Origin of the sequence: Thioclava sp. L04-15 (assembly GCF_002020275.1) — a bacterium.
Classification (GTDB): domain Bacteria; phylum Pseudomonadota; class Alphaproteobacteria; order Rhodobacterales; family Rhodobacteraceae; genus Thioclava; species Thioclava marina.
On sequence record NZ_MPZW01000004.1, the window covers coordinates 341,956 to 361,658 of the forward strand.

At 62.3% G+C, this 19,703-nt stretch carries 16 protein-coding genes and 2 pseudogenes; 7 read left to right on the forward strand and 11 right to left on the reverse strand.

The window, feature by feature from the left end; genetic code table 11:
• The first annotated feature begins 3 nt into the window (after nt 1-3).
• The 3 genes from BMI90_RS11740 to BMI90_RS11750 all read left to right on the forward strand — a co-directional run bounded on the left by BMI90_RS11740 (nt 4) and on the right by BMI90_RS11750 (nt 4,296).
• Nucleotides 4-450: a phosphotyrosine protein phosphatase gene (locus BMI90_RS11740; RefSeq protein ID WP_078529554.1), complete on the forward strand. Its 447-nt coding sequence runs from the start codon at nt 4-6 to the stop codon at nt 448-450.
• A 62-nt stretch (nt 451-512) separates the two neighbouring features.
• Nucleotides 513-2,729 (forward strand): polysaccharide biosynthesis tyrosine autokinase, encoded by a 2,217-nt coding sequence (locus BMI90_RS11745; protein WP_078529556.1) that lies wholly within the window; start codon nt 513-515, stop codon nt 2,727-2,729.
• A 445-nt stretch (nt 2,730-3,174) separates the two neighbouring features.
• Nucleotides 3,175-4,296, forward strand: coding sequence for a glycosyltransferase (locus tag BMI90_RS11750; RefSeq protein ID WP_078529558.1), 1,122 nt, complete (start codon nt 3,175-3,177; stop codon nt 4,294-4,296).
• Nucleotides 4,297-4,539: 243 nt separating this feature from the next.
• On the opposite strand, the gene BMI90_RS11755 is transcribed toward BMI90_RS11750, so the two are convergent.
• From BMI90_RS11755 to BMI90_RS19080, 3 genes are read right to left on the reverse strand one after another with little or no spacing between them, the layout of a single operon-like run.
• Nucleotides 4,540-6,111, reverse strand: a complete 1,572-nt coding sequence (locus BMI90_RS11755) for an IS66 family transposase (RefSeq protein WP_078529560.1) — start codon at nt 6,109-6,111, stop codon at nt 4,540-4,542.
• A gap of 54 nt (nt 6,112-6,165) precedes the next feature.
• Nucleotides 6,166-6,516: an IS66 family insertion sequence element accessory protein TnpB gene (gene tnpB, locus BMI90_RS11760; protein WP_078529562.1), complete on the reverse strand. Its 351-nt coding sequence runs from the start codon at nt 6,514-6,516 to the stop codon at nt 6,166-6,168.
• Nucleotides 6,516-6,947: a transposase gene (locus BMI90_RS19080; protein ID WP_348638926.1), complete on the reverse strand. Its 432-nt coding sequence runs from the start codon at nt 6,945-6,947 to the stop codon at nt 6,516-6,518. Before BMI90_RS19080 ends, tnpB begins: the two co-directional genes overlap by 1 nt.
• 114 nt (nt 6,948-7,061) lie before the next feature.
• On the opposite strand from BMI90_RS19080, the pseudogene BMI90_RS18970 reads away from it, so the two are divergent.
• Nucleotides 7,062-7,187, forward strand: a pseudogene (locus BMI90_RS18970) (IS3 family transposase); the annotation flags it as partial.
• A gap of 108 nt (nt 7,188-7,295) precedes the next feature.
• Here BMI90_RS18970 and BMI90_RS11770 read toward each other — a convergent pair.
• On the reverse strand, nt 7,296-9,056 hold the full coding sequence (locus BMI90_RS11770) for an FAD/NAD(P)-binding protein (RefSeq protein ID WP_168172769.1): 1,761 nt from the start codon (nt 9,054-9,056) through the stop codon (nt 7,296-7,298).
• 294 nt (nt 9,057-9,350) lie between these two features.
• On the opposite strand from BMI90_RS11770, the gene BMI90_RS11775 reads away from it, so the two are divergent.
• Complete coding sequence (locus tag BMI90_RS11775; RefSeq protein WP_078529565.1) at nt 9,351-9,686, forward strand: transcription termination/antitermination NusG family protein; 336 nt, start codon at nt 9,351-9,353, stop codon at nt 9,684-9,686.
• A 500-nt stretch (nt 9,687-10,186) separates the two neighbouring features.
• Here the strand turns inward: BMI90_RS11775 and BMI90_RS11785 are convergent, their stop codons facing one another.
• From BMI90_RS11785 to BMI90_RS11815, 7 genes are all read right to left on the reverse strand, one after another.
• Nucleotides 10,187-11,599 (reverse strand): amidase family protein, encoded by a 1,413-nt coding sequence (locus BMI90_RS11785; RefSeq protein ID WP_078529569.1) that lies wholly within the window; start codon nt 11,597-11,599, stop codon nt 10,187-10,189.
• 85 nt (nt 11,600-11,684) lie between these two features.
• On the reverse strand, nt 11,685-12,455 hold the full coding sequence (locus BMI90_RS11790; protein ID WP_078529571.1) for an FCD domain-containing protein: 771 nt from the start codon (nt 12,453-12,455) through the stop codon (nt 11,685-11,687).
• 72 nt (nt 12,456-12,527) lie between these two features.
• Nucleotides 12,528-13,232, reverse strand: coding sequence for an ABC transporter ATP-binding protein (locus BMI90_RS11795; RefSeq protein ID WP_078529573.1), 705 nt, complete (start codon nt 13,230-13,232; stop codon nt 12,528-12,530).
• Nucleotides 13,229-13,996 carry an ABC transporter ATP-binding protein gene (locus BMI90_RS11800; RefSeq protein WP_078529575.1) on the reverse strand — a complete coding sequence of 256 codons (768 nt, stop codon included), beginning with the start codon at nt 13,994-13,996 and terminating at the stop codon, nt 13,229-13,231. Before BMI90_RS11800 ends, BMI90_RS11795 begins: the two co-directional genes overlap by 4 nt.
• Nucleotides 13,989-14,960, reverse strand: coding sequence for a branched-chain amino acid ABC transporter permease (locus BMI90_RS11805; protein WP_078529577.1), 972 nt, complete (start codon nt 14,958-14,960; stop codon nt 13,989-13,991). Before BMI90_RS11805 ends, BMI90_RS11800 begins: the two co-directional genes overlap by 8 nt.
• Before the next feature lie 3 nt (nt 14,961-14,963).
• On the reverse strand, nt 14,964-15,818 hold the full coding sequence (locus BMI90_RS11810) for a branched-chain amino acid ABC transporter permease (RefSeq protein WP_246831541.1): 855 nt from the start codon (nt 15,816-15,818) through the stop codon (nt 14,964-14,966).
• A gap of 92 nt (nt 15,819-15,910) precedes the next feature.
• Nucleotides 15,911-17,065 carry an ABC transporter substrate-binding protein gene (locus tag BMI90_RS11815; RefSeq protein WP_246831542.1) on the reverse strand — a complete coding sequence of 385 codons (1,155 nt, stop codon included), beginning with the start codon at nt 17,063-17,065 and terminating at the stop codon, nt 15,911-15,913.
• Between the two features lie 605 nt (nt 17,066-17,670).
• Here BMI90_RS11815 and BMI90_RS11820 point away from each other — a divergent pair.
• Nucleotides 17,671-18,918, forward strand: a complete 1,248-nt coding sequence (locus BMI90_RS11820; RefSeq protein WP_078529581.1) for a hypothetical protein — start codon at nt 17,671-17,673, stop codon at nt 18,916-18,918.
• A 252-nt stretch (nt 18,919-19,170) separates the two neighbouring features.
• Nucleotides 19,171-19,332 (forward strand): annotated as a pseudogene (locus BMI90_RS11825) (ISL3 family transposase); the annotation flags it as partial.
• Nucleotides 19,333-19,703: the final 371 nt, after the last annotated feature.

Here is a 19,703-nt window from a genome sequence, read left to right on the forward strand (position 1 = left end):
TCCATGGCGAAAGTCGGATCCATCCTCGTCGTCTGCGTCGGCAATATCTGCCGCTCCCCGGTGGGCGAACGGCTTCTGGCCGCGGCCCTGCCGGACTGCAAGGTCAGCTCGGCGGGCATCGGCGCGGTTGTTGGCGCGAGCGCGGACAGGACCATGAGCGAAGTCGCGGCGGAACACGGGCTGGGCCTCGACGGTCACGTTGCGCGCCAGTTCACCGCCGAGATCGGCGCTGAGCACGAATTGATCCTCGTGATGGAGGCGGGCCACAAGCGCGAGATCTCGCGCCGCGCGCCGCAACTGGGCGGGCGGGTGATGCTGTTCGATCAGTGGATGGGGGGCAAAGGGATCGCCGACCCCTACCGGGAACCGATTGACGCCCATCGCAAGGCCTTCACCGAGATTTCCGCCGCGAGCGAGGCATGGGTCTCGCGTCTCGCGCCGAAACGGTGAGCGGCGTGGAGAGTATTGCTCCCATGGGTTTGAGCAAGCATTTGAGAGTTTGAGCAGGACAGATGGCGCCGATTTCCAAAATAACCCAGAGATATGTCACGCAGCCGGAGGTCGAGGATGACGAGATCGACCTGATGGCGCTGGCAGGCGCGCTTTTGGCGGGCTGGAAATGGATTGCGCTGGCCTTCGTCGTCGCCGTGATCCTCGGTGCCTTTATCGCGCTGCGCAAACCGGTAATCTATCAGGCCACCGGGCTCTTGCAGCTCGAGCAATCGCAAAACGGGCTGTCCGCACTTCCAGAATCGATGCAGACACTTCTCGGCAGCGATGGGGGCGGCAAATCTCAGGCCGAGACTCAGATCGCGATCATGTCCTCGCGGCTCGTTCTGGGGGAGGCGGCCAACAAGCTCAATCTGCAGAACTTCGTCATTCCGCGCCGCCTGCCGGTGATCGGCCTGCTGCCTGCGAATCTGCATTTGCCGGATCCGGGCCTGTTCGACCAATACCAGTGGAGAAACGAGACGGTCCAGCTCGGGCGCCTGAAAGTGCCCGCCCAATGGCAGGGTGTTCCGATGACGCTGACGGTGACCGGAGCGGACAGCTATCGCCTCGCGCTGCCCGACGGCACCGAGGTGACCGGAACGGTCGGTCACGACATCTCTGCGCGCGACGGTGATTTTGCGATCGCCTTGTCCCAGATGGATGCGCCGGTGGGACGCGAGTTCTATGTCGGGCGCCGCTCGCTCAGCGCGACAATTCAGGGGATGCGCGGCAAGTTCTCGGTTTCTGAGAGCCCGCGCGGCTCGAACATTCTGCATACCGCGTATCAAGACACGGATCGCCAGCGGGCCGAAGAAATCCTGAACGCAATTGCGGCGTCTTTCGTCTCCCAGAATATCGAACGAAATTCGGCCTCCGCCGAGAACAGCCTCGACTTCATCCAGAAGCAATTGCCCGAGGCGCGCAAGAACGTGTCCGAGGCGGAACAGGCGCTCAACGAATATAGGCAAAAGCAGCAATCGGTTGACGTGAATTATGAGACCCAGGCCCTGCTTGAACGTGTCACGAAGATCGAGGGAGAGCTCTCCGCGCTCGATCTGAAAGAGGCCGAGCTGAAGAACCAATACACGGTCAACCACCCCGCCTATCAGGCGCTGCTGCAGAACCGCAAGGAGCTGCAAGCGCAGCTGGAACAGGCGAAGAAGGCGACCCAAGGTCTGCCGGAGACGCAGAAGGACATCTTCAACCTGCAGCGTAATCTCGAAGTGGCGCAGCAGGTCTACACGCAGCTGCTGAACCGCTCGCAGGAATTGCAGGTCGTGCGCGCCTCTACGGTCGGCTCGGTGCGCGTGATCGACAAGGCCTATGCGAGCGCGAATCCCGTCGCGCCGCGTAAATCGCGGATCGTGGCCCTCGCGGCGATCCTCGGCCTGATCATCGGGGCCGCCATCGTGCTGATCCGTCGCGCGCTGCGCCGGGGGATCAAGGGCGCCGAAGAGATCGAGGCGCTCGGCCTCCCGGTCTTCGCAACCGTGCCCTTCGCACAGGAAGCCGCGGATCTGCGCAACCGCAAGGGGGACCTGCCAATCTTCGCGCTCGAGCATCCCGAAGCGGTCGCAACCGAGGCGCTGCGCTCGCTGCGCACCTCGCTGCATTTCGGCTTGCTCGACGCCAGGACCAACTCGATTCAGCTCACTTCGGCTGCGCCGAATGTCGGCAAGAGTTTTACCGCGATAAATCTGGCGGTCGTGGCGGCGCAGGCGGGCCAGAAGGTCTGCGTGATCGATGCGGATATGCGCAAAGGCTACCTGCGCCGGTTCCTGCATTTGCCCAAGGACACACCGGGCCTGTCGGATTACCTTGGCCATGAAAAATCGCTTGAGGATGTGATCGCGTCCGGACCGATCAAGGGTATGTCGGTCATCAGCTCGGGCCGCTACCCGCCGAACCCCTCGGAACTGCTGATGCGGGCCGAGTTCGGGGAGATGCTCCGCCAGCTCGACGGCGAATTCGATCTGATCATTGTCGACGCGCCGCCCGCGCTGGCCGTGACCGATCCGGTGGTGATTGGGCGCTCCGTGGGCGCGAGCATCATGGTTGCGCGCCATCTCGAGACGATGCAAGGCGCGGTGCGTGCCGTGCAGGCGAGCTTCGAGGCGGCGGGCACGTCGATCACAGGCGCGGTTCTCAACGGCTTCAAGGCCGAGGCGAGTGAGCGCTATGGCGGCCATTACCAATATCACTATAACTACCGCTACAGCTACAAATCCGGCGATTGAGCGTATCTTTGAACGTTCTGAACGGCCTCCAACCAGTGGACGGGCTTGGGAAGTGTAGGGTCCGGACTTCGGTAAAGGTTTTCCTTTCGTCAAAAGGTTCTTCGCTCGTCGCGCAATGAACTCGCTGACTAGGAGCTCTCGGGCTTTCCATTCTCATCTTGCTTCAGGATGAAGGTTTGTCTCCCGCGCTCGGTGAGCATTGATGCTCTAAAGCACTTCTGCTCCTCTTCCTGTCCGGAGTAGTCGATAACTCGAACCTCGAACGGTCCAGATATCTGAGTGCAGAGGCCCCCGAAGCTCGATCCATCTCCCCGGTTTTCTCATAACGAATGGGCCGTTCAGGCATTCAGGGTTGTCTGGATGACTTACGTAAGGTAATGTTGTTGCGTTATATGTAGCGATTTTTCGAGTGTGCGCTCACTTACGTCAGGGCTCATGCAAGGTAATGAGTTGGCTCGGTGGGTTTGGCGTGAAAGTGTTTTTCTATCTAGATCAAGCATTTTTTCCGTCGCTCATTTTCGCGGGACTGATCGTTGTTTCTCAGGAACTTCATGGGAAGCTGAGCCATGATGGCAGCGATGGTGTCCAGAAGATTCATGACGCGCCGACGCCGCGAATTGGTGGTATCGCAGTATTTCTAGGTGCATGCATCGGCGGAGCTTTCCTGCCTATTGAGGCACGCTCCCTCTGGTGGACTATCAGCCTGTGCGCGCTGCCAGCCTTTCTGTCCGGGATCGCCGAGGACATCACGAAGAAGGTTCACGCGACTTGGCGCCTTGTTGCAACTGTATTTGCGGGGCTGATCTTTTGCGTCGTGTCGGGCTATCATATTGAGCATGCCGACATTCCAGGTCTCGACTTCTTGCTCGCGTATCCCGGTTTCGCCATCGCGCTAAGCGCCTTGGCGATCGGCGGTATCGCCAATTCCCTCAACATCATCGACGGGGTGAACGGGCTGGCCTCAGGCACCGCGATCATTGTTCTAAGCTGTTTTGCGATCCTTGCAGCGCGATCGGACGATGTTGTGCTTCTTGCGATATGCCTTCTGATGATCGGCGCGATTGCGGGTTTCTTCGTGCTGAACTTCCCTGCCGGGAAGCTCTTTTTCGGTGATGCTGGCGCTTACACGACAGGCTTCATGCTCGCGGTGATCGGGGTCGTCCTGCCGGTGCGCAATCCGGAATATTCGCCGCTAATCGCGGTCCTGGCCTTATCCTATCCGTGGATCGAGACGCTGGTATCGATCCGTCGGCGCGCGAAGCGCGAAGGGATGCACCCTGGAGAAGCTGATCGGCTGCACCTGCATAGCCTTGTCTATCGTAGCCGAGCCAAGCGTCTCGCGGAGTCCATCGGCAGACCCCGGCTGCGTAATCCGGTTACAAGTGTAATTCTTTGGCCTATCACGCTTATCGCCTGCGCTATCACTGTTATTGCGCCAGATAGTCCGTTGGTGCTTGGCTGCGGCGTAGGGATTGTCTTCCTGACCTATCTTCTGATGTATCGCCGCGTGGCACTGCTGAGCCGCTTCCGACGCGCTCTGCAGAGGGGCGGCAGTCAACGCTCGTAATGCAGACTTTGCTGAGGACTTTGGCGATCTTCCTTTCTGGCCTCAAGGCTGGAAGGTTAGGGGAGGAAGTTTTAACACCACATCCGTGGTTAGCATAAGCTACGACGCACCGCGCAGGGTGCTCCCGCCCAGGGTGATAGAGGTGGTGAACGAGATCTGGGCCTCTAAACGGTATCCAGAGCTCTTTTCCCTGATCGCGAAGCCGCAATCGATCGTAAGCGGCGGCTGCATCCCACCCCAGGTTCAGCTTGACGGCTTGAAGTTCCACGGGAGAAGTTCGTCGATGCGGCCTTGCGGATGGCCGGCGGCGATGGCCTCGAGGGTGGCCTTGAGATAGGCGAAGGGCTCGACGCCGTTGATCTTTGCGGTCTCGATGAGCGACGCGATGCGTCCCCAAGCGCGCCCGCCTTCGTCATGTCCGGCGAACAATGCGTTCTTCCTGTTCAGAGCGATGGGCCGGATCAAGTTCTCCACGCTGTTGGAGTCGATCTCCACCCGCCCATCGTGCAGGAAGGTCTGGAGCCCGTCCCAGTGACGGTGGATGTAAGCGAGCTTCTCTCCCAGGCGCGACTTGGCGGAGATACGCAGACGTTGCTGTTTTAGCCATTCACCGAACTCGACCACGAGGGGCGCTGTGCGCGCTTGCCGGGCCGAGAGCCGCTGTCCCGGCGCCGTGCCGCGAATGTCGGCCTCGATCTTGTAGAACTCGGCGATGCGGCGCAGCCCCTCGGCGGCGATCTCGGAGCCGTCGCGGTCGAACACCTCCTTCAGCTTGCGCCGCGCGTGGGCCCAGCAATGCGCCACGCGGACCGGGTCGCCACCCTTGCGGGCGGGACGCGTCAAACGGTTGTAACCCTGGTAGCCATCGAGCTGCAGGATGCCGTCGAAGCCGTGCAAAATCTTCTCCGCGTTCTCCCCGGCGCGGCCGGGCGCGTAGAAGAAGACCACGCCCGGTGGATCATCTCCGCCCCATGACCGGTCGTCACGGGCGAGCGCCCAGAGATATCCCGTCTTGGTCCTGCCGCGCCCCGAATCCAGCACCGGGGCGGTGGTTTCATCCATGAAGAGCTTGGTCGACGTCTTCAGATGTTCGGCCAGCCGGTCGACGACGGGACCGAGATGGAAGGCGGCGGTGCCGACCCAGTCGGCCAGCGTGCTGCGGTGGATCTCGATGCCCGATCGGGCAAGGATCCGGCTCTGCCGATACAAGGGCAAGTGGTCCGCATATTTGCTGATCAGGACATGCGCGATGGCGCCCTCGGTCGGCAGGCCGCCGTCGATGAGATGCGCCGGGGCGCTCGCCTGGGTCACGCCATCGGTGCAGGCGCGGCAGGCGTATTTGGGGCGAACCGTGACGAGCACGCGCAGCTGGGCGGGCACGATGTCCAGGCGCTCGGTCCGGTCCTCGCCGATCTTGTGCATCTCCCCGCAGCCACAAGGACATTGCAAGCTGTCCGGCTCGATCACGCGCTCGATGCGCGGCAGGTCCTTGGGCAGGTTGCCTCGATTGCGCCGGGCTGCACGCCGGGGTCGGCTCTCGGACGGCGCTTGCGTCTCCCGCTTCTCCTCGGCTTCGGCGACCGCAATCTCGAGATCCTCGAAAACCAGCTGCCGGTCATCTTCGCTGAGCTTCTCGGACCGCTTGCCGTGAACTACCTGGTTGAGTTCGGCGACCAGATGCTCGAGGCGCTTGATGATCTCCTTGAGGCTGACCCTCTCACCTTTGAGCTCCTCATGCTCGCGCAGCAGCGCGGCGACAGCTTCGCGCTGCGCCTCGGGGATTGCGGACAGGTCAATGATCGCGGTGGATGGCATGGCCGGAGGCTACCCCGAAGCCGCCTCGAAGGCCCGCCCTTTCTCGTGCCTGATTCACTCTGCCGCAGCCGGGCGGCGGATCTCCAGGGCCTTCACCTTGCGCCAGTCGAGCCCGGCGAACAGGGCCTCGAACTGCGCCCGGTTCAAAGTCATCACGCCGTCCCGAACCGCCGGCCAGATGAAGGAACTCTCCTCAAGCCGCTTGTAGGCCATCACCAGCCCGGTGCCGTCCCAGAAGAGGATCTTTAGCCTGTCTGCACGCTTCGCCCGGAACAAACACACGGTGCCAGTGAACGGATCCTCCTTCAGGACCGATGCGACCTGCGCGGCGAGACCGTCGTGGCCTTTCCTGAAGTCGACCGGCTGGGTCGCCACGAGGATACGGACGGTGTGGGACGGCATCATCACGAGGACGCCTCGAGCGCATGGACGATCTCGGCAATCCGCACCGCCGGGGTGTCGGCGGCAAGCGCGATCGTCACGTCACCGAAGACGAGGCGGAGGCTGTCGTCCGACTGCCCCGAGGGCTGCGGCGCCTGCGGGGGCTTCGGCTCGCACAGGACAACCGGCGCGAAGGCCGTCGGCTCATCCGACATCTCGGCGGCGGGCAGGACCAGCTTGCCCTCTTTGGCCAGGCATCGCCACGCCGACAACTGGTTCGGCTTCATCCCGTAACGCGCCGCCACGGCGTTGACCGTCGCGCCCGGCTCAAGTGTCTCCGCGACAGCCTGTGCCTTCACCTTCTCCGGCCACCGGCGGTGCCCGCTCTCGAAGATCTCAACTCCCAGCGATCTGAGAAACGCAGTCTGAGCATCCATTGCGAAACGCACTCCCATCTTGAGATGGGTATCACCTCGCAGTCCGCGCCGGCGTAGACAACGTGCCGCTCAGACACCGCTTACGAATACTCTAACGTCCGACGGTCCAATTTTCAGGGTGCAGAGCAGTAGGACTTCGTCTCGGACAGCCTGAGCGATGGCCGCCGCTTTTGGATCCTGTGCGTGATCGGCGACCTCAGCCAGAAATGCCTAGCGACGGTCATCGAAACCTCGCTCTCCGGTCACCGCGTCGCCCGATAACTGGCTCGGATCGCCGTGCCGAATGGCATTACATCGCGCGGGGGAAGAAGCAACTGTGCAGTCTTCGTGGCTACGCCGTTGCTTGTTTGGAGCTGGTGAACGCTCTCAGGCTTGGCTGCAGGACGCGATTGCATCGGCGATGTTCTGCGCGGCGCGCCGCCCCAACGCTTCGGCATTTTCCAGTCCCTGCACGAAGGGGTTGCGTTTCAGCACTACCGGGATCGCCACGCAGGTGATCGATCCGGCTGGTTGATGCGGGCCGCTGACTAGTAGGGTCTCCGGATCGAGATCGGCCGCATCGCGGAGCGTCGGGAACGTCAACTCGGTGAGGTCGGCAGGCCTTTGGCCGCGCGCATCGATCAAGTGCTCGACCGTAATCGTGCCAGAAACACCGGTGATTTTTACCGTCTGTCCCTCCGCCGCGATCGTATAGTCCTCCCCAAGCCGCACGAGTTCGAGCACGCCAGCGTCGTGCAGCGCAAGCATGCGTTCGATTGAGCGATGCGGCACCGATGCATAGACATCGGAGAAAACCGGAAACAATTCACGATCGAACACTGCGCGGTCTTCCGGTGTCAGATGCTGAACGATGCTCTGATAAACTTCATGTGCTGCCAACAAGGCGACGCGCCATGGTTCGCTGATCTTTGCGGCGCGGTTCGCCTTCGCGAGACCCAAATCGGAACGCACATCCTCCCAAGAGTTTTTTGACAGCCGATCGGCAAAATGGCGCTGCGCAAACCCTTCAAGCTGCGCGGGGCGCGTGCGTGCGGCATATGCGGGATCCAGTGCCTCCAGTTCTTTCGCAAGAACCGATTGGCAATTGATTAGGAAGTTGTCGTGCTTAGCGAGCTCTGAAAGCGCTTCGTGGGTAAACAGCGAAAGTGGCGGAAGCGGGTGAGGGTAATACCAGTCTGCATCGGGTAAGACGCCACGGCGCGACATCATTACCATCGTGAACCCGGCGTCGGGAGTGTGGGGGACCCAGCGCACCTCGTTCTCATCCTCTTCAAATCGCCCGTGGAAAGACGCCAGGGCGACAGCGGCATCAATCGCAGAAAGAGAACTGCCAAGGAGTCCTACTGCGCTGCCAATGAAGCGTCGCAACGATTCCGCGGGCCACGGCGAATGGAGCTGAACTCCCGAGTTATCAACCCGATCGCGCCATTGATGCCCGGTCGCCAAGATGACGTGGTTGAAAGTTTCCGTGCCTCTTTCGTGCGGTGTTTCCCACTTCACACGCGTCCCGAGCTGGGTCGGCTCTACGTCCAAAACAGTATGGCGCGAGCGGACCTCTACACTATGTCCGCGGCCACGCGCTTTCGCTATGAGAGCCGCTATTTGAGCGATAAAGTAGCGGCCGAGGACGACGCGAGGATAAAAGGCCTCTGGCCCAATTTCCGCGCGATTGATCCCGAATTTTGCGAGTGTTGCCGCATTGCTATTCAGCAGAAACGCTTCCAAGCTCTCCGTTACCGGTGGAATTTCGCGGCTGCCGATGTTGGCAAGCATATGCGGGAGATTCACCCCGTTTCGATAGGGCATTCCGGGCCCGATCTCGCGCTCGCGCTCAAAGATATGAATTGTGAGCGGGCAGGAGGTCTCAATCAGGTTTTTGAGCGCATAAATGGCTGTAGCTCCGCTGCCGATGAGCGCAACCGATTGTTGCGCATTGGCACATTTGCGCGAGGAGAAACCGACCGCCGGGCTGGTTATCGGCGTGCCATGGGATGGGCGCGGAGTGGGGCGTCTCACGATCCGACCTTTCGAAAGACTTCGCAGGGTAAAAATATGCAAAAGTGAGAATTTCTTCGCGATTGGTGTCGCGTTATCGGAACAAGCATCGAACGAGTCGGTTCCCCTCAACACATATTTGAAGCCCGTCTTTCTTGTGAAGCGATCCTCTCATTACTCGGAGTGAATAGCTCCCCTGTTTCGTGGACGCCTTCTTTGCTAATTTTGAGGCAAGGAAGCCATGACGAGCAGCGACCCGCGTTCAGCGGCGATTTCCAGAGAGATACACGTTCGTCGCTGCGCAGCGTGGCCAGCACTCCGCTCGGTTAGAGACGCGTGCGCGTAGGACGGCGGGGTCGCTGCCTTGGCCCTTGTCGAGAACTTCAGTCGCTCGGTCCGAGGGTTCATAGTTGAACGGATGTCAGTATGGTTTCCCTTACCTCGAACGGGCCTTGGTTTCTGGCGCAGCTCAAGCCCGACAGCGCGGCGATTGCGCAGGCCCATCTCGAGCGTCAAGGCATAGAAAGCTTCCTGCCCACCGAAATGCGCACAGGCCATCGTGCAGGACGCTTCGACACGCGGCGCAGCTCTCTTTTCCCCGGGTATCTCTACGTCTCTTTTGATACCGAGAAAGGGCTTTGGCACAAGATAAATGCGACCCGGGGCATTGCGCGCCTCGTGAGCTTTGGCAGTGCGCCGAGGCTTGTGCCTTCCGAGCTGATTACTCAGATGGCCGAGCGTTGCAATGCAGCGCACTGCTAGCGGGGTCATCAGGGGGTCGTGGAGGGAGATGAGGTGCGCGTGTCTTCCGGCCCGTTCGTCGATTTCATTGCGACAATCGACAGTATCGATCCGGTCCGGCGTCTCTGGTTGCTGATAAATATCATAGGTGCCGCATCGCGGGTTTCGGTGCCTGATCGGCGCTGCGTGCGAAAAGAGGGTAATCGGCGAGGGCGCCTGCAGGCAAATCCGCTGCTCTCATTTGGTCGCGGTTGCTCCAATCGCTCTATCTTGGGGCGAACATCGTGACTTGGGAGAGGCAAGCCTTCAGGCCTGACAAGGTTGAAGAAACAGCTGATTATCAACAGGTGGAAAAAACGACTGTATGACCGCGCTGTCCGCTTCGGAGGTTTTCCCATTCGATACGTCATCTCGCTCTGCGGGAATGAGCGACGAGCCGGGCGATGAACCCCTCTTGCCGGTCGATATCCCAAAGAGGCTGCCGTCTGGCCCGGCAGCGCAAAGAGCCATCTATCCCGCGGTTAACATAGCGCGATCTCGACCGGGGCGGAGCGCGCGTCGATCTCTGTCGCGGCGTCGAAGAGCACGTCTTCGCGGAACCGCCCTGCCACCATCTGGATACCCAGCGGCGCGCCTTCGGGCGTGGCCCCAGTTGCCAGCGAAAGCGCCGGAAGCCCGGTGATTGGCAGGCCCACCATCGCGTTCTGTGCTTCCCAGACGCGGCGGAAATCAGCATCGCTCCCCAGGTCGAGATTGTCGGCGAAGGGCAGTTCCGAACTCGGCGGCAGCAGCACCAGCGGGTAGCGCTCGAGGAAAAGCGCCCATTCCCGCGCAATCTCGGCCCGGCGGATCAGCGCGCGCGGGATCGCATCGGGGGCAAGGGAGCGGATGAACTCGGCCTGTCCTTCCAGCACGCGAAGCGCACCCGGATCACCCTCGGCTTGCGCCGCCGCAAGCTTGCCGGGATAGTCGTGGCCGAGCCAAAGCGTGACCTGCATCCGCGCGGCCTCGGCGATCGGCGGCAGCGCGTCGAGCTCGTCCACGATCCAGCCTGCGGCGCGAAGCTTCTCGGCGGATTGCAAGAGGGTCTGTTCCAGCGCCGGATCGGTCCGCGCGCCATCGGGACGCAGGCATAGCGCCGCGCGCCGATCCACCGCAGGTCCGTGCAGCGGCGCGGGCACCGACCAGATGTCGCGCGGATCGGGCTTGGCCATCGCGGTGAAAGCGAGCCGCAGATCCCCGACCGAGCGCGCGAGCGGCCCGGAGGTCGCCATCAGCTGCCCGCCTATATCGCGCTCCGCCACGCTGGAATTATGCGCCGCGATACGCCCGAAGCTCGGCCGCAACCCATGCACACCGCAGGCATAGGCCGGGTAGCGGACCGAGCCCGCGATATCGGTGCCATGCGCGATCGCTCCGATCCCGGCCGCAACCGCAGCGCCAGCACCGCCCGACGAGCCGCCCGGCGTCAAATCCTTGCGCCGCGGATTGTAAGTGTGGCCATGCAGGAGGTTGTTGGTAAACCAGCGATAGCTGAAGGCGGGCGTATTGGAGCGCCCGAGGCTAACCGCCCCCGCGCCCAGCAGGTTCGCGACCACCGGGTTGTCGGTCTTCGCGATCAGGTCCTTCTGCGAGGTCAGCCCGTTCGTCGTCGCATAGCCGCGCTGGTCCACGATCACTTTGATCGTCACCGGCACCCCGGCCAGCGACCCCGGATCCTCGCCGCGCGCGATGCGGGCATCGACCGCCTCCGCCGCGGCCAGCGTCTCCTCGGGCCGGCACTCGACTACCGCGTTGATCGCGGGATTCACCGCCTCGAGCCGTGAAAGTCCAGCCTGCGCCACCTCGCGCGCGCTCACCTGACGCGACCGCACGAGAGCCGCGATTTGCGTGGCCCCCAAGGACCAGAGAGCGGGTTCTGCGGTGTCGTTCATGTCGGTAACTCCAGTCTTGCGAAATAGGGCATCGGGGCTCTGCCGAAACGGCAAGCCATGCGGGGATGCAAACTGCGGGGATCGGTCAGCGCGACAGCATGCGATCCATGTGGAAGGAGGCGTCGAGCTTGCCCATGAAGGAGGCGGCGCAGGCCATGTGCTCGCTCATCAGCCGCGCCGCCGCATTGGCATCGCGCGCCCGGAACGCCGCGAGAAGCTGTCGGTGCGCATCGACATTGTGTTCGCCGAAATCCTCGTGCTCGGGCATCGCCTCGGAGCGGTAACTGACCAGATCGCGCAGCATCGAATTGAGGAAGCGGCACATGAAGATCAGCATCACGTTGTCCGAGGCCTCGCAGAGGATGTCGTGAAACTCGGTCTCGAGCGCGCGCACCCGCTCGCGGTCCTGCGCAGCGTTTGCCGCATCGCAATCCGCGATGTTCTGCTCCAGCCGCGTGAGATGTTCCTCGGTCAGTCGCGGCGTCACGTTGCGCGCCAGAACCACCTCCAGCGTCTCGCGCAATTCGTAGACCTGCGCGAAATCGAGCTTCTGGAAATGCAGGTAGCGGCGCAGTTGCTGGGTCACGATGTCGATCGACGCCGCCTGCACCTCGGGTCCGCCATTGGGGCCCGAGACCATGCGCAACAGCCCTTCCACCTCCAGCGCTTTGAGCGCTTCGCGGATCGTCCCTTTCGAGCAGCCGTAATATTCCATCAGGTTGCGTTCGTTCGGCAGCCGATCTCCCGGATGCAGTCCCTCGCGCGAGATGCGTCGGCGGATATCCTCGGTGATTTGGTCGGACAGCTTGATCCGCGACAATCGACCGCCGCTGGCTCGGGTTTCTTTCTTGTTCATCCGCTCCCTGACCAACGCTCTGCGCCGCGCTCAAGCGCCTGCTGCGTTGTTCTCTTATGTCCGTGACCCGTTTCAGGCCTTCACTCCAAGATAGCGATCTATCGTCTCGGAATCACTGGCGAACTCTGTCGCACTGGCCTCGTGGACGATCCGGCCCATCTCGAGAATGTAGTGACGGTCGGCCAGAGCGCGGCACACGGCGAGGTTCTGCTCGACCAGAAGGATCGGCACGCCCGCGTCGCGGATAAGCCCGATCTGCGAGACGATCTCCTCGACGATGATCGGCGCGAGACCCTCGACCGGCTCGTCGAGCATCAGCACTTTCGGTCCCCCGAGCAAGGCGCGCGCGATGGACAGCATCTGCTGCTCACCGCCCGAAAGCTGTCCGCCACCGTTGCGCCGGCGTTCTTCGAGCCGCGGGAAGATCTTGTAGATATCCGCAATGGCCCAGGGCGAGCCGCGTTTGACCGCGATGCGCAGGTTTTCCTCGACGCTCAGCAACTGGAAGATACCGCGATCCTCGGGCACCAGCGACACGCCCGCCTTGGCGATCCGATGCGCGGGCTGGCCGGTGACGTCGCGCCCGGCCAGCTCCACCCGGCCCGAGCGTGGCGTGACCGCACCCACAGCGGTTTTCAATGTCGTGCTTTTGCCTGCGCCGTTTCGGCCCAGAAGCGTGACGATTTCGCCCTCTCCCAGTTCCAGCGAGACGCCCTGAAGAATGTGGCTCTTGCCATAATAGCTGTGTAGATCCGTCAGTCGAAGCGCCGCCGTCATGCGATGTCCCCCGTGATCATGTTGCCAAGATAGGCGGCCTTCACCTCGGCATTGTCGCGCACCTCGGCGGGCGAGCCTTCGACCAGCTTGCGGCCCAGACGCATCACCGTGATCGTGTCCGAGATGTTCATCACGATGCCCATGTTATGCTCGATGAAAAGCACGGTGTGGTCGCGGCCGAGATCGCGGATCAGGGTCTTCATCCCCTCGATATCGTCGATCCCCATGCCGGAGGTCGGCTCGTCGAGCAGGATCACGCGCGGGCGCGCCGCGATCGCCATGCCGACCTCGAGGCGGCGCTGCTGACCGTGTGACAGCTCCCCCGCCGCGCGGGTCGCGACATGGCTCAGCGAGAGCCGCTCGATCACCGCGTCGGCCGTCTCTAGCACGCTCTTGCTGGCCTCCGCGCTGCGCCACGGGATCAGCGCCTGCCACGGCGTGCGCCCTTGCGCGGCCAGCCGCAGGTTTTCGCGCAGGCTCAGTTCCGGAAAGAGACTGGTGACCTGGAACGAGCGCGCGATGCCAAGGCGCACCCGGTCATCATCGGAGGCGCGCGTCACATCACGGCCCTCAAGCTCAATCCGGCCGCTGCTGGCAGCGACGGTGCCGGTCAATGCGTGGAACATCGTCGTCTTGCCCGCGCCGTTCGGCCCGATGATCGAATGAACGGAGTTCCGCTTCACGCTCAGATCGACGTCGCTCAGCGCATCGAAATTGCCGTAGCGGACGCCGAGCCCGAGGGTTTGCAGGGCAATATCAGACATCGCCAGCCTCCTTCCGCGTCACCTTGCGGCGTTCGACCAGCGCGTCCCAGCCGCGCTCGACCAGCCCCCAGAGCCCGCGCTGGAAGAACAGCGCGACTGTGACCAACACAAGTCCCAGCAGCAAAAGCCAGCGCGGCCAGATCACAGAGAGCGTATCGGCCAGCAGCAGGTAGAACCCGGCTCCCATGACCGAACCGAACAGGCTGGTGGAGCCGCCGATAATCGTCATCACGAGGATCATCTCGCTGGTGTGGTAGTTGATGCTCTCGAGCGGTGCGACGCCGATTAGCAGCGCATGCAGTGCGCCGCCCAGGGCTGTGATCGCCCCCGAGATCGCGAAGGCCTCGATCTTGAAGAGCCGCACCGGGAAGCCGATCGCGGCAGCGCGCCCTTCATTCTCACGGATCGCAAGCAGCGTGCGCCCGAAAGTGGAGCGCGTGACCATAAGCAGCAGCCCGAAGATCACGAGAAAGAACACCGCGACGAAGGTGTAATAGGCCCAAGGCCCGTCGAGCACCTGTCCCATGATCTGCGGGCGGGGCACGCCGAGGAGGCCGTTATCGCCTCCGGTGATGTCGCTGAACGTGTAGGCGAGAAAATAGAACATCTGCGCGAAGGCCAGCGTCAGCATCACGAAATAGACGCCCTGACGGCGGATCGTGAACCAGCCGACGACGGTCGCCACCAGCCCGCCCAGCACTACCGCGCCCAGAAGCACGAGCGGGATCGGAACGCCCCAGCGCGTTGTCAGAACGCCCGCGACATAGGTGCCGAGCCCGAAGAAGATGCCCTGCCCGAAAGACAGCAGCCCGGTATAGCCCAGCAGCAGGTTACAGGCCGCAACGACCATCGCGTAGATCAGGATCTCGGTCGCGAGGATGCCCGAGCTGAGCACGAATGGCAGGATCAGCACGGTCGCCAGCGCGAGGCAGATCTGCACCTTGGCGGTATCGAGGACATGCATCGCTCAGACCCTCCCCAAGAGACCGCGCGGGCGGATCGCGATCACCGCCGCCATCGCGATATAGATGAAGAGCTGTGCGCCCTGCGGCCAGATCGTGGTCATCAGGCTTTGAATGATGCCGATCATCAGCCCGGCCACCAAGGCGCCTGTATAGCTGCCCATCCCGCCGATCACGACGACGACGAAGGCCACCGAGAGCGCCTCGGCCCCCATGAAGGGCTCGACCCCGCGGATCGGGGCGGCGAGCGCACCGGCAAGCCCGGCCAGCCCCGCGCCAAAGGCGAAGACGGCGGTGTTGATGCGCATCGTGTTATAGCCGAGAAGCGCCATGTTCGACGCCGATTCCGAGCCCGCGCGCACGATCGCGCCCAGCCGCGTGCCCTCCAGCAGCCACCACAGCCCGCCGGCCAGCACCGCCGTCACGCCGATCGTGAACAGCCGGTATTGCGGGTAGATGAAATTGCCGAGCATCACCACGCCGCCCAGCCCGTCAGGCGTGGGGACGGAGCCGCCGATCGGCCCCCAGATGATGATCGCGAGCTCCTGGAAGACCAGCGCGATGCCCACCGTCACGAGGATGTGGAACGTGTGCGGCAGCTTGTAGATCCGGTGCAGCAGCAGCGCCTCGATCGCGCCAGCGACGATCGCCACGATCAGTGTCGCCACCGGCAGCGCGATCCAGAAGCTCACGCCCCGCTCGACGAGATCATACGTCAGATAGGCGCCCAGCAGATAGAAAGCGCCATGGGCGAAATTCACGAATTGCAGCAAGCCGAAGATGATGCTCAAGCCGGCGGCGAGCAGGAAATACAGCATTCCCAGCCCGATGCCGTTGAGGATCTGGAACAGGTAGATCACGGGCGCACGCTCCCAGTAAGGCAGTAGAGGTGATCCGCCGGGAGACGGGGGGACCTCCCGGCGGATCGGCATGGCTACGGTCTGTCGGCGGGTCAGGCCGGCATCTTGCAGCCTGCGGCTTCCGGGTCGAGGAAGGATTGCCCAGAATGGATGATCTCGGCGTAATCGTCCTTGTCCTGCATCTCCGACTTCGCCTTGCCCTTCAGGAGGTAGTAGTTCTTGATCACCTGATGATCGGCGGCGCGGATCTCTTCCGGCCCGGTGAGACCTTCGTATTTCCGACCTTCGAGCGCCTTGGCCACCTCTGCGCCCTCGGTGCTGCCAGCCTCGGCGGCAGCTTCGAGCAGCAGTTTCGAGATGATGTAGGAGCCCGCTAGCGAGTAGTTCGGGTTGTAGCCGTATTTCTCCTGCACCGCCTTCACGAGCGCCTTGTTCGCGGGCGCGTCGGCCTGATGCCAGTATTGCGCGCCGAAATAGACGCCCTCGCAGGTATCCGCGCCCAGTTCCTCGAACTGCTCGAGACCCGACGCCCATGCGATGACGATCGTCATACGCTGCTTCATCCCGAAGGAGATTGCCTGACGCAACGTGGCCGAGGATTGCGAGCCGAAGTTCAGCAGCAGCAAAACGTCGGGCTGCGCGGCCATCGCGTTGGTCAGGTAGCCCGAGAATTCCCGTTCGCTCAGCGAATGGTAGCTGTTGCCGACATGCTCGATGCCCTTTTCCTTGAACACGTCCTTGGCGGCGCTCAGAAGCCCTTCGCCGAAGACATATTGCGGGGTGATCGTATACCATTTCTTTGCATCGGGCAGCATGTCGATCAGCGGGCGCACGGTCTCGTTGATCGCGCCATAGGTCGGCACCGACCAGCGGAAGGTCGCGCTGTTGCAGTCCTTGCCGGTGATCTCGTCAGCACCCGCGGTGGTCATGAAGACGCCACCCGCGCGCTCGGCTTCCTTGCCCATCGCCAGCGAGACGGAGGACAGGATGCCGCCGGCGAACAGCTTCGCGCCGTTCTGCTCGGCCGAGTCCTGCACCTTGCGCACGGCGGTCGCGGGCTTGCCCTCGGTGTCGAGGTCGAGCGTGTTGACCTCGATGCCCTTGTCCGCAGCGACCTCGTCAGCCGCCAGCTTCGCGCCGATCACGGCGTATTTGCCATTGGCCGCGAATGCGCCCGAGATCGGCACCGGCACGGCGAGCGTGATGGATTGGCCTTGCGCCAGAACCTGTCCCGACAGCCCGGGCATCGCGAGGGCTCCTGAGGCGAGAGCGGAAGTCGCCAGAAACTTGCGTCTTGTGATCATGGTCTTTCCCTGTCGTGATTTTTTGTATTTCTCATGTTGATCATATCTATACGCATAGATTCAATCACAAACGCGTGAGGCCGCCCGCGACGCGTCAGTCGCAAGTTTTTCCATCAAGGCAATGCGGGAATGCGGACGAAAAGACCGAAGCGGAAAGGAGGCCGGTGAAAGCCTGCCTGTCCGCGCGTCCGGTAGTCTAAAAGGGTGGCGGCGCGTGGCGGCCCGTCACGATAGACGCCCGACGATATTCGTCCCCGCGAGAGCCCGCGCTGCGACAGACCGGTTCTGCCGATGAGGCCTCAGTCTCGATGAGAGTGGCAGAGGGTGAGACCATAACCACGGCGCGAAGGCGATGAAGACGCGCGGTGCCCATGGAACCCTTTTCGGCGCGGCCGCCTTGGTCCGCAATCCAGCCGTTCGAAAAACCTACCTACAGTCTGTCATATAGCTAGTTTTCCCAGCGCCGTTTTCCGCACTACTCTCCTGCCCGTTTTTTCAGGTCACCAACTTATCCTCGAGTGAGAGCCACGGAAGGAAAGAGGTGATCCATGAGCTATCAGTTTGTCCATATCGAATGCTATTCGGCGGCCCCACGCAAGGTGAAGGGAGCGCCCGAGCAGGTGAACACGGCCGAGCAGGTCTTCGGCGAGGCGATGCGGGTGCCACGCTATTCGGGCCATGTCGCCGAGCCGAAAGCGCCGATCAAGCTTGACGGGACAACGACGCTCAACAAGCTCGAGGCGCTCTGGGTCGAGAAGGTCGACGCGATCCGAGAGACTGTGCAGAGCGCAACGGGCAAGAGCTATCAGCGTCGGCTGCGCCGGGATGCGGCGACGCTTTACACGGAAATTCACTCGCACCCCCTTTCGGTGGAGGCCTTCAGGCGTGATGAGAAGGGCTATCGTCCGCAAATCCTCAGCTGGGCGGAACGGGTGCTTACGCATTTCAAAAGGCGCATGCCCAAGGGAATTCAATGGGTCGCCGTGCTGCATCTCGATGAGACCCATGTCCACCTCCACATCTTGGCGCTCAATGTCGAAGACCCGAAACTCGATGCGAACAAGCTGCATGCGGGCAAGCGCGCAGCCGCGGAGGTGCGTGCCTCCTGTGAGACCCCTTCGGCTATCTGCTCGCTCCCGCGGCCCTTCCCCAAGCCTCTTCCGCCGAGACCGCGGAAGCGGGCTCTTGGCAAACGACCGGAGACCATCGCGCGCAACGAGGCGCGTAATTCAGCGCGTCTCGAGGCGTGGCGCTCGGCCTCACGCAAGGTGCGCGCTGAAAATGCTGCGGCGCTCACTATGTGGAAAGAAGAGAACCGCACCCACCTGAAAGCGGCTCGAAAACTGCGCGGTGAGGTTCCGGAAATGGCCGCCTACCGTGCGGCCATGCAGCAGTTCCAGGACGACTATTACACGGCGGTCGGAGCGCCTTGCGGGTTGCTGCGCGACGGGCCGCGAAAAGCGCGGCTATCGACGAAACAGCATGCGGCGCGCAAGGCGAATGCGGAGCAGATGCGGGGCGCGTTCGCGGAACTCGACCGAAGAGCTCTGGAATTTGTGAAAAAGCAAGCTGCCGTCGCCAAGGTTATAGCCGCGCTCACCGAAGGTCATGCTCAGATCTCGGAAGGCACCATTGTGATGGAGGATATGCTTGCCTCGCTCAAGGCGCTCGGTGAGACTGCGGAGGACTGGATGATCCAGGGGGTTCTCGATCTGATCGTGCGTGCCGGGGAAGTCGGGATCGGCGGCCTGCAGCAGTCGCGCGATGACGAGATTGATGGGCCGGGAATGGGGTAGGACTGGTGGAATTCAGTCGGGGGGGCAGGCTGCAGCGTATGCCTCCTCGATCAGGGTAACTTCCTCTTCGGTCAGAGCCGAGAACTCCTTGCACAAGGCACGTCTGGATAGCGTGCCGTTGCCTTGTTCCAGAAAACCTCGCAGTAAATCCACCATTGGGGCGGGCATGTCCAGCAACGCGTCGACACTGGATTTGAACCGATCATAGCGCTCAATGTAGTCAATTTCCCTGGACTGGCAGCCTTTGTGCGCGGGCTCTCCGCCGATCTGGACGCGGTCGCGGCGGCGCTGCGCGAGCCTTGGTCCAACGGCCAGACAGAAGGCCAGATCAACAGGTTGAAGATGTTGAAACGGCAGATGTATGGCGCTGCAGGTATCGACCTTCTTCTGGCGCGTCTTCAGCATTCGGCATGACCGCGCCACAGAAATTGAGTCAGAGCCAAGATGGCGTGCCGATTGACAGCTTGCCGCCTGATCCCATGTCGAACCCAAGGGGCTCGCATAAGCCGGGTCTCTCACCAAGCGCGTCCCTGCTCCGCGAAATCGCGAGGCACTGCTGGCTCTACTGCCAGCTTCATGCCAAATATGCCTACCTCGCCTCGGGCGAGGCTATCGAGAAGGGGATCCTCGTCAGCGAGTATACGTTCACCGAGGGAGGCGGGCGGTTCGGGTGAGTGTGCTACTTTCGAAGAGCTTTCATGATTGAACTCTTGATTTGTACGTCAATGTGGCGTACATGATAAATGGAGAGACAGGAGGCGACCATGCTGGGTTTCCACGACACC

Excerpts from the sequence above, each read along its gene's own strand:
- BMI90_RS11740 (WP_078529554.1), top strand. The coding sequence starts at position 4 with ATGGCGAAAGTCGGATCCATCCTCGTCGTCTGCGTCGGCAATATCTGC.
- BMI90_RS11745 (WP_078529556.1), top strand. The coding sequence starts at position 513 with ATGGCGCCGATTTCCAAAATAACCCAGAGATATGTCACGCAGCCGGAG.
- BMI90_RS11750 (WP_078529558.1), top strand. The coding sequence starts at position 3,175 with ATGAGTTGGCTCGGTGGGTTTGGCGTGAAAGTGTTTTTCTATCTAGAT.
- BMI90_RS11755 (WP_078529560.1), bottom strand. The coding sequence starts at position 6,111 with ATGCCATCCACCGCGATCATTGACCTGTCCGCAATCCCCGAGGCGCAG.
- tnpB (WP_078529562.1), bottom strand. The coding sequence starts at position 6,516 with ATGATGCCGTCCCACACCGTCCGTATCCTCGTGGCGACCCAGCCGGTC.
- BMI90_RS19080 (WP_348638926.1), bottom strand. The coding sequence starts at position 6,947 with ATGGGAGTGCGTTTCGCAATGGATGCTCAGACTGCGTTTCTCAGATCG.
- BMI90_RS11775 (WP_078529565.1), top strand. The coding sequence starts at position 9,351 with ATGGTTTCCCTTACCTCGAACGGGCCTTGGTTTCTGGCGCAGCTCAAG.
- BMI90_RS11785 (WP_078529569.1), bottom strand. The coding sequence starts at position 11,599 with ATGAACGACACCGCAGAACCCGCTCTCTGGTCCTTGGGGGCCACGCAA.
- BMI90_RS11790 (WP_078529571.1), bottom strand. The coding sequence starts at position 12,455 with ATGAACAAGAAAGAAACCCGAGCCAGCGGCGGTCGATTGTCGCGGATC.
- BMI90_RS11795 (WP_078529573.1), bottom strand. The coding sequence starts at position 13,232 with ATGACGGCGGCGCTTCGACTGACGGATCTACACAGCTATTATGGCAAG.
- BMI90_RS11800 (WP_078529575.1), bottom strand. The coding sequence starts at position 13,996 with ATGTCTGATATTGCCCTGCAAACCCTCGGGCTCGGCGTCCGCTACGGC.
- BMI90_RS11805 (WP_078529577.1), bottom strand. The coding sequence starts at position 14,960 with ATGCATGTCCTCGATACCGCCAAGGTGCAGATCTGCCTCGCGCTGGCG.
- BMI90_RS11815 (WP_246831542.1), bottom strand. The coding sequence starts at position 17,065 with ATGCCCGGGCTGTCGGGACAGGTTCTGGCGCAAGGCCAATCCATCACG.
- BMI90_RS11820 (WP_078529581.1), top strand. The coding sequence starts at position 17,671 with ATGAGCTATCAGTTTGTCCATATCGAATGCTATTCGGCGGCCCCACGC.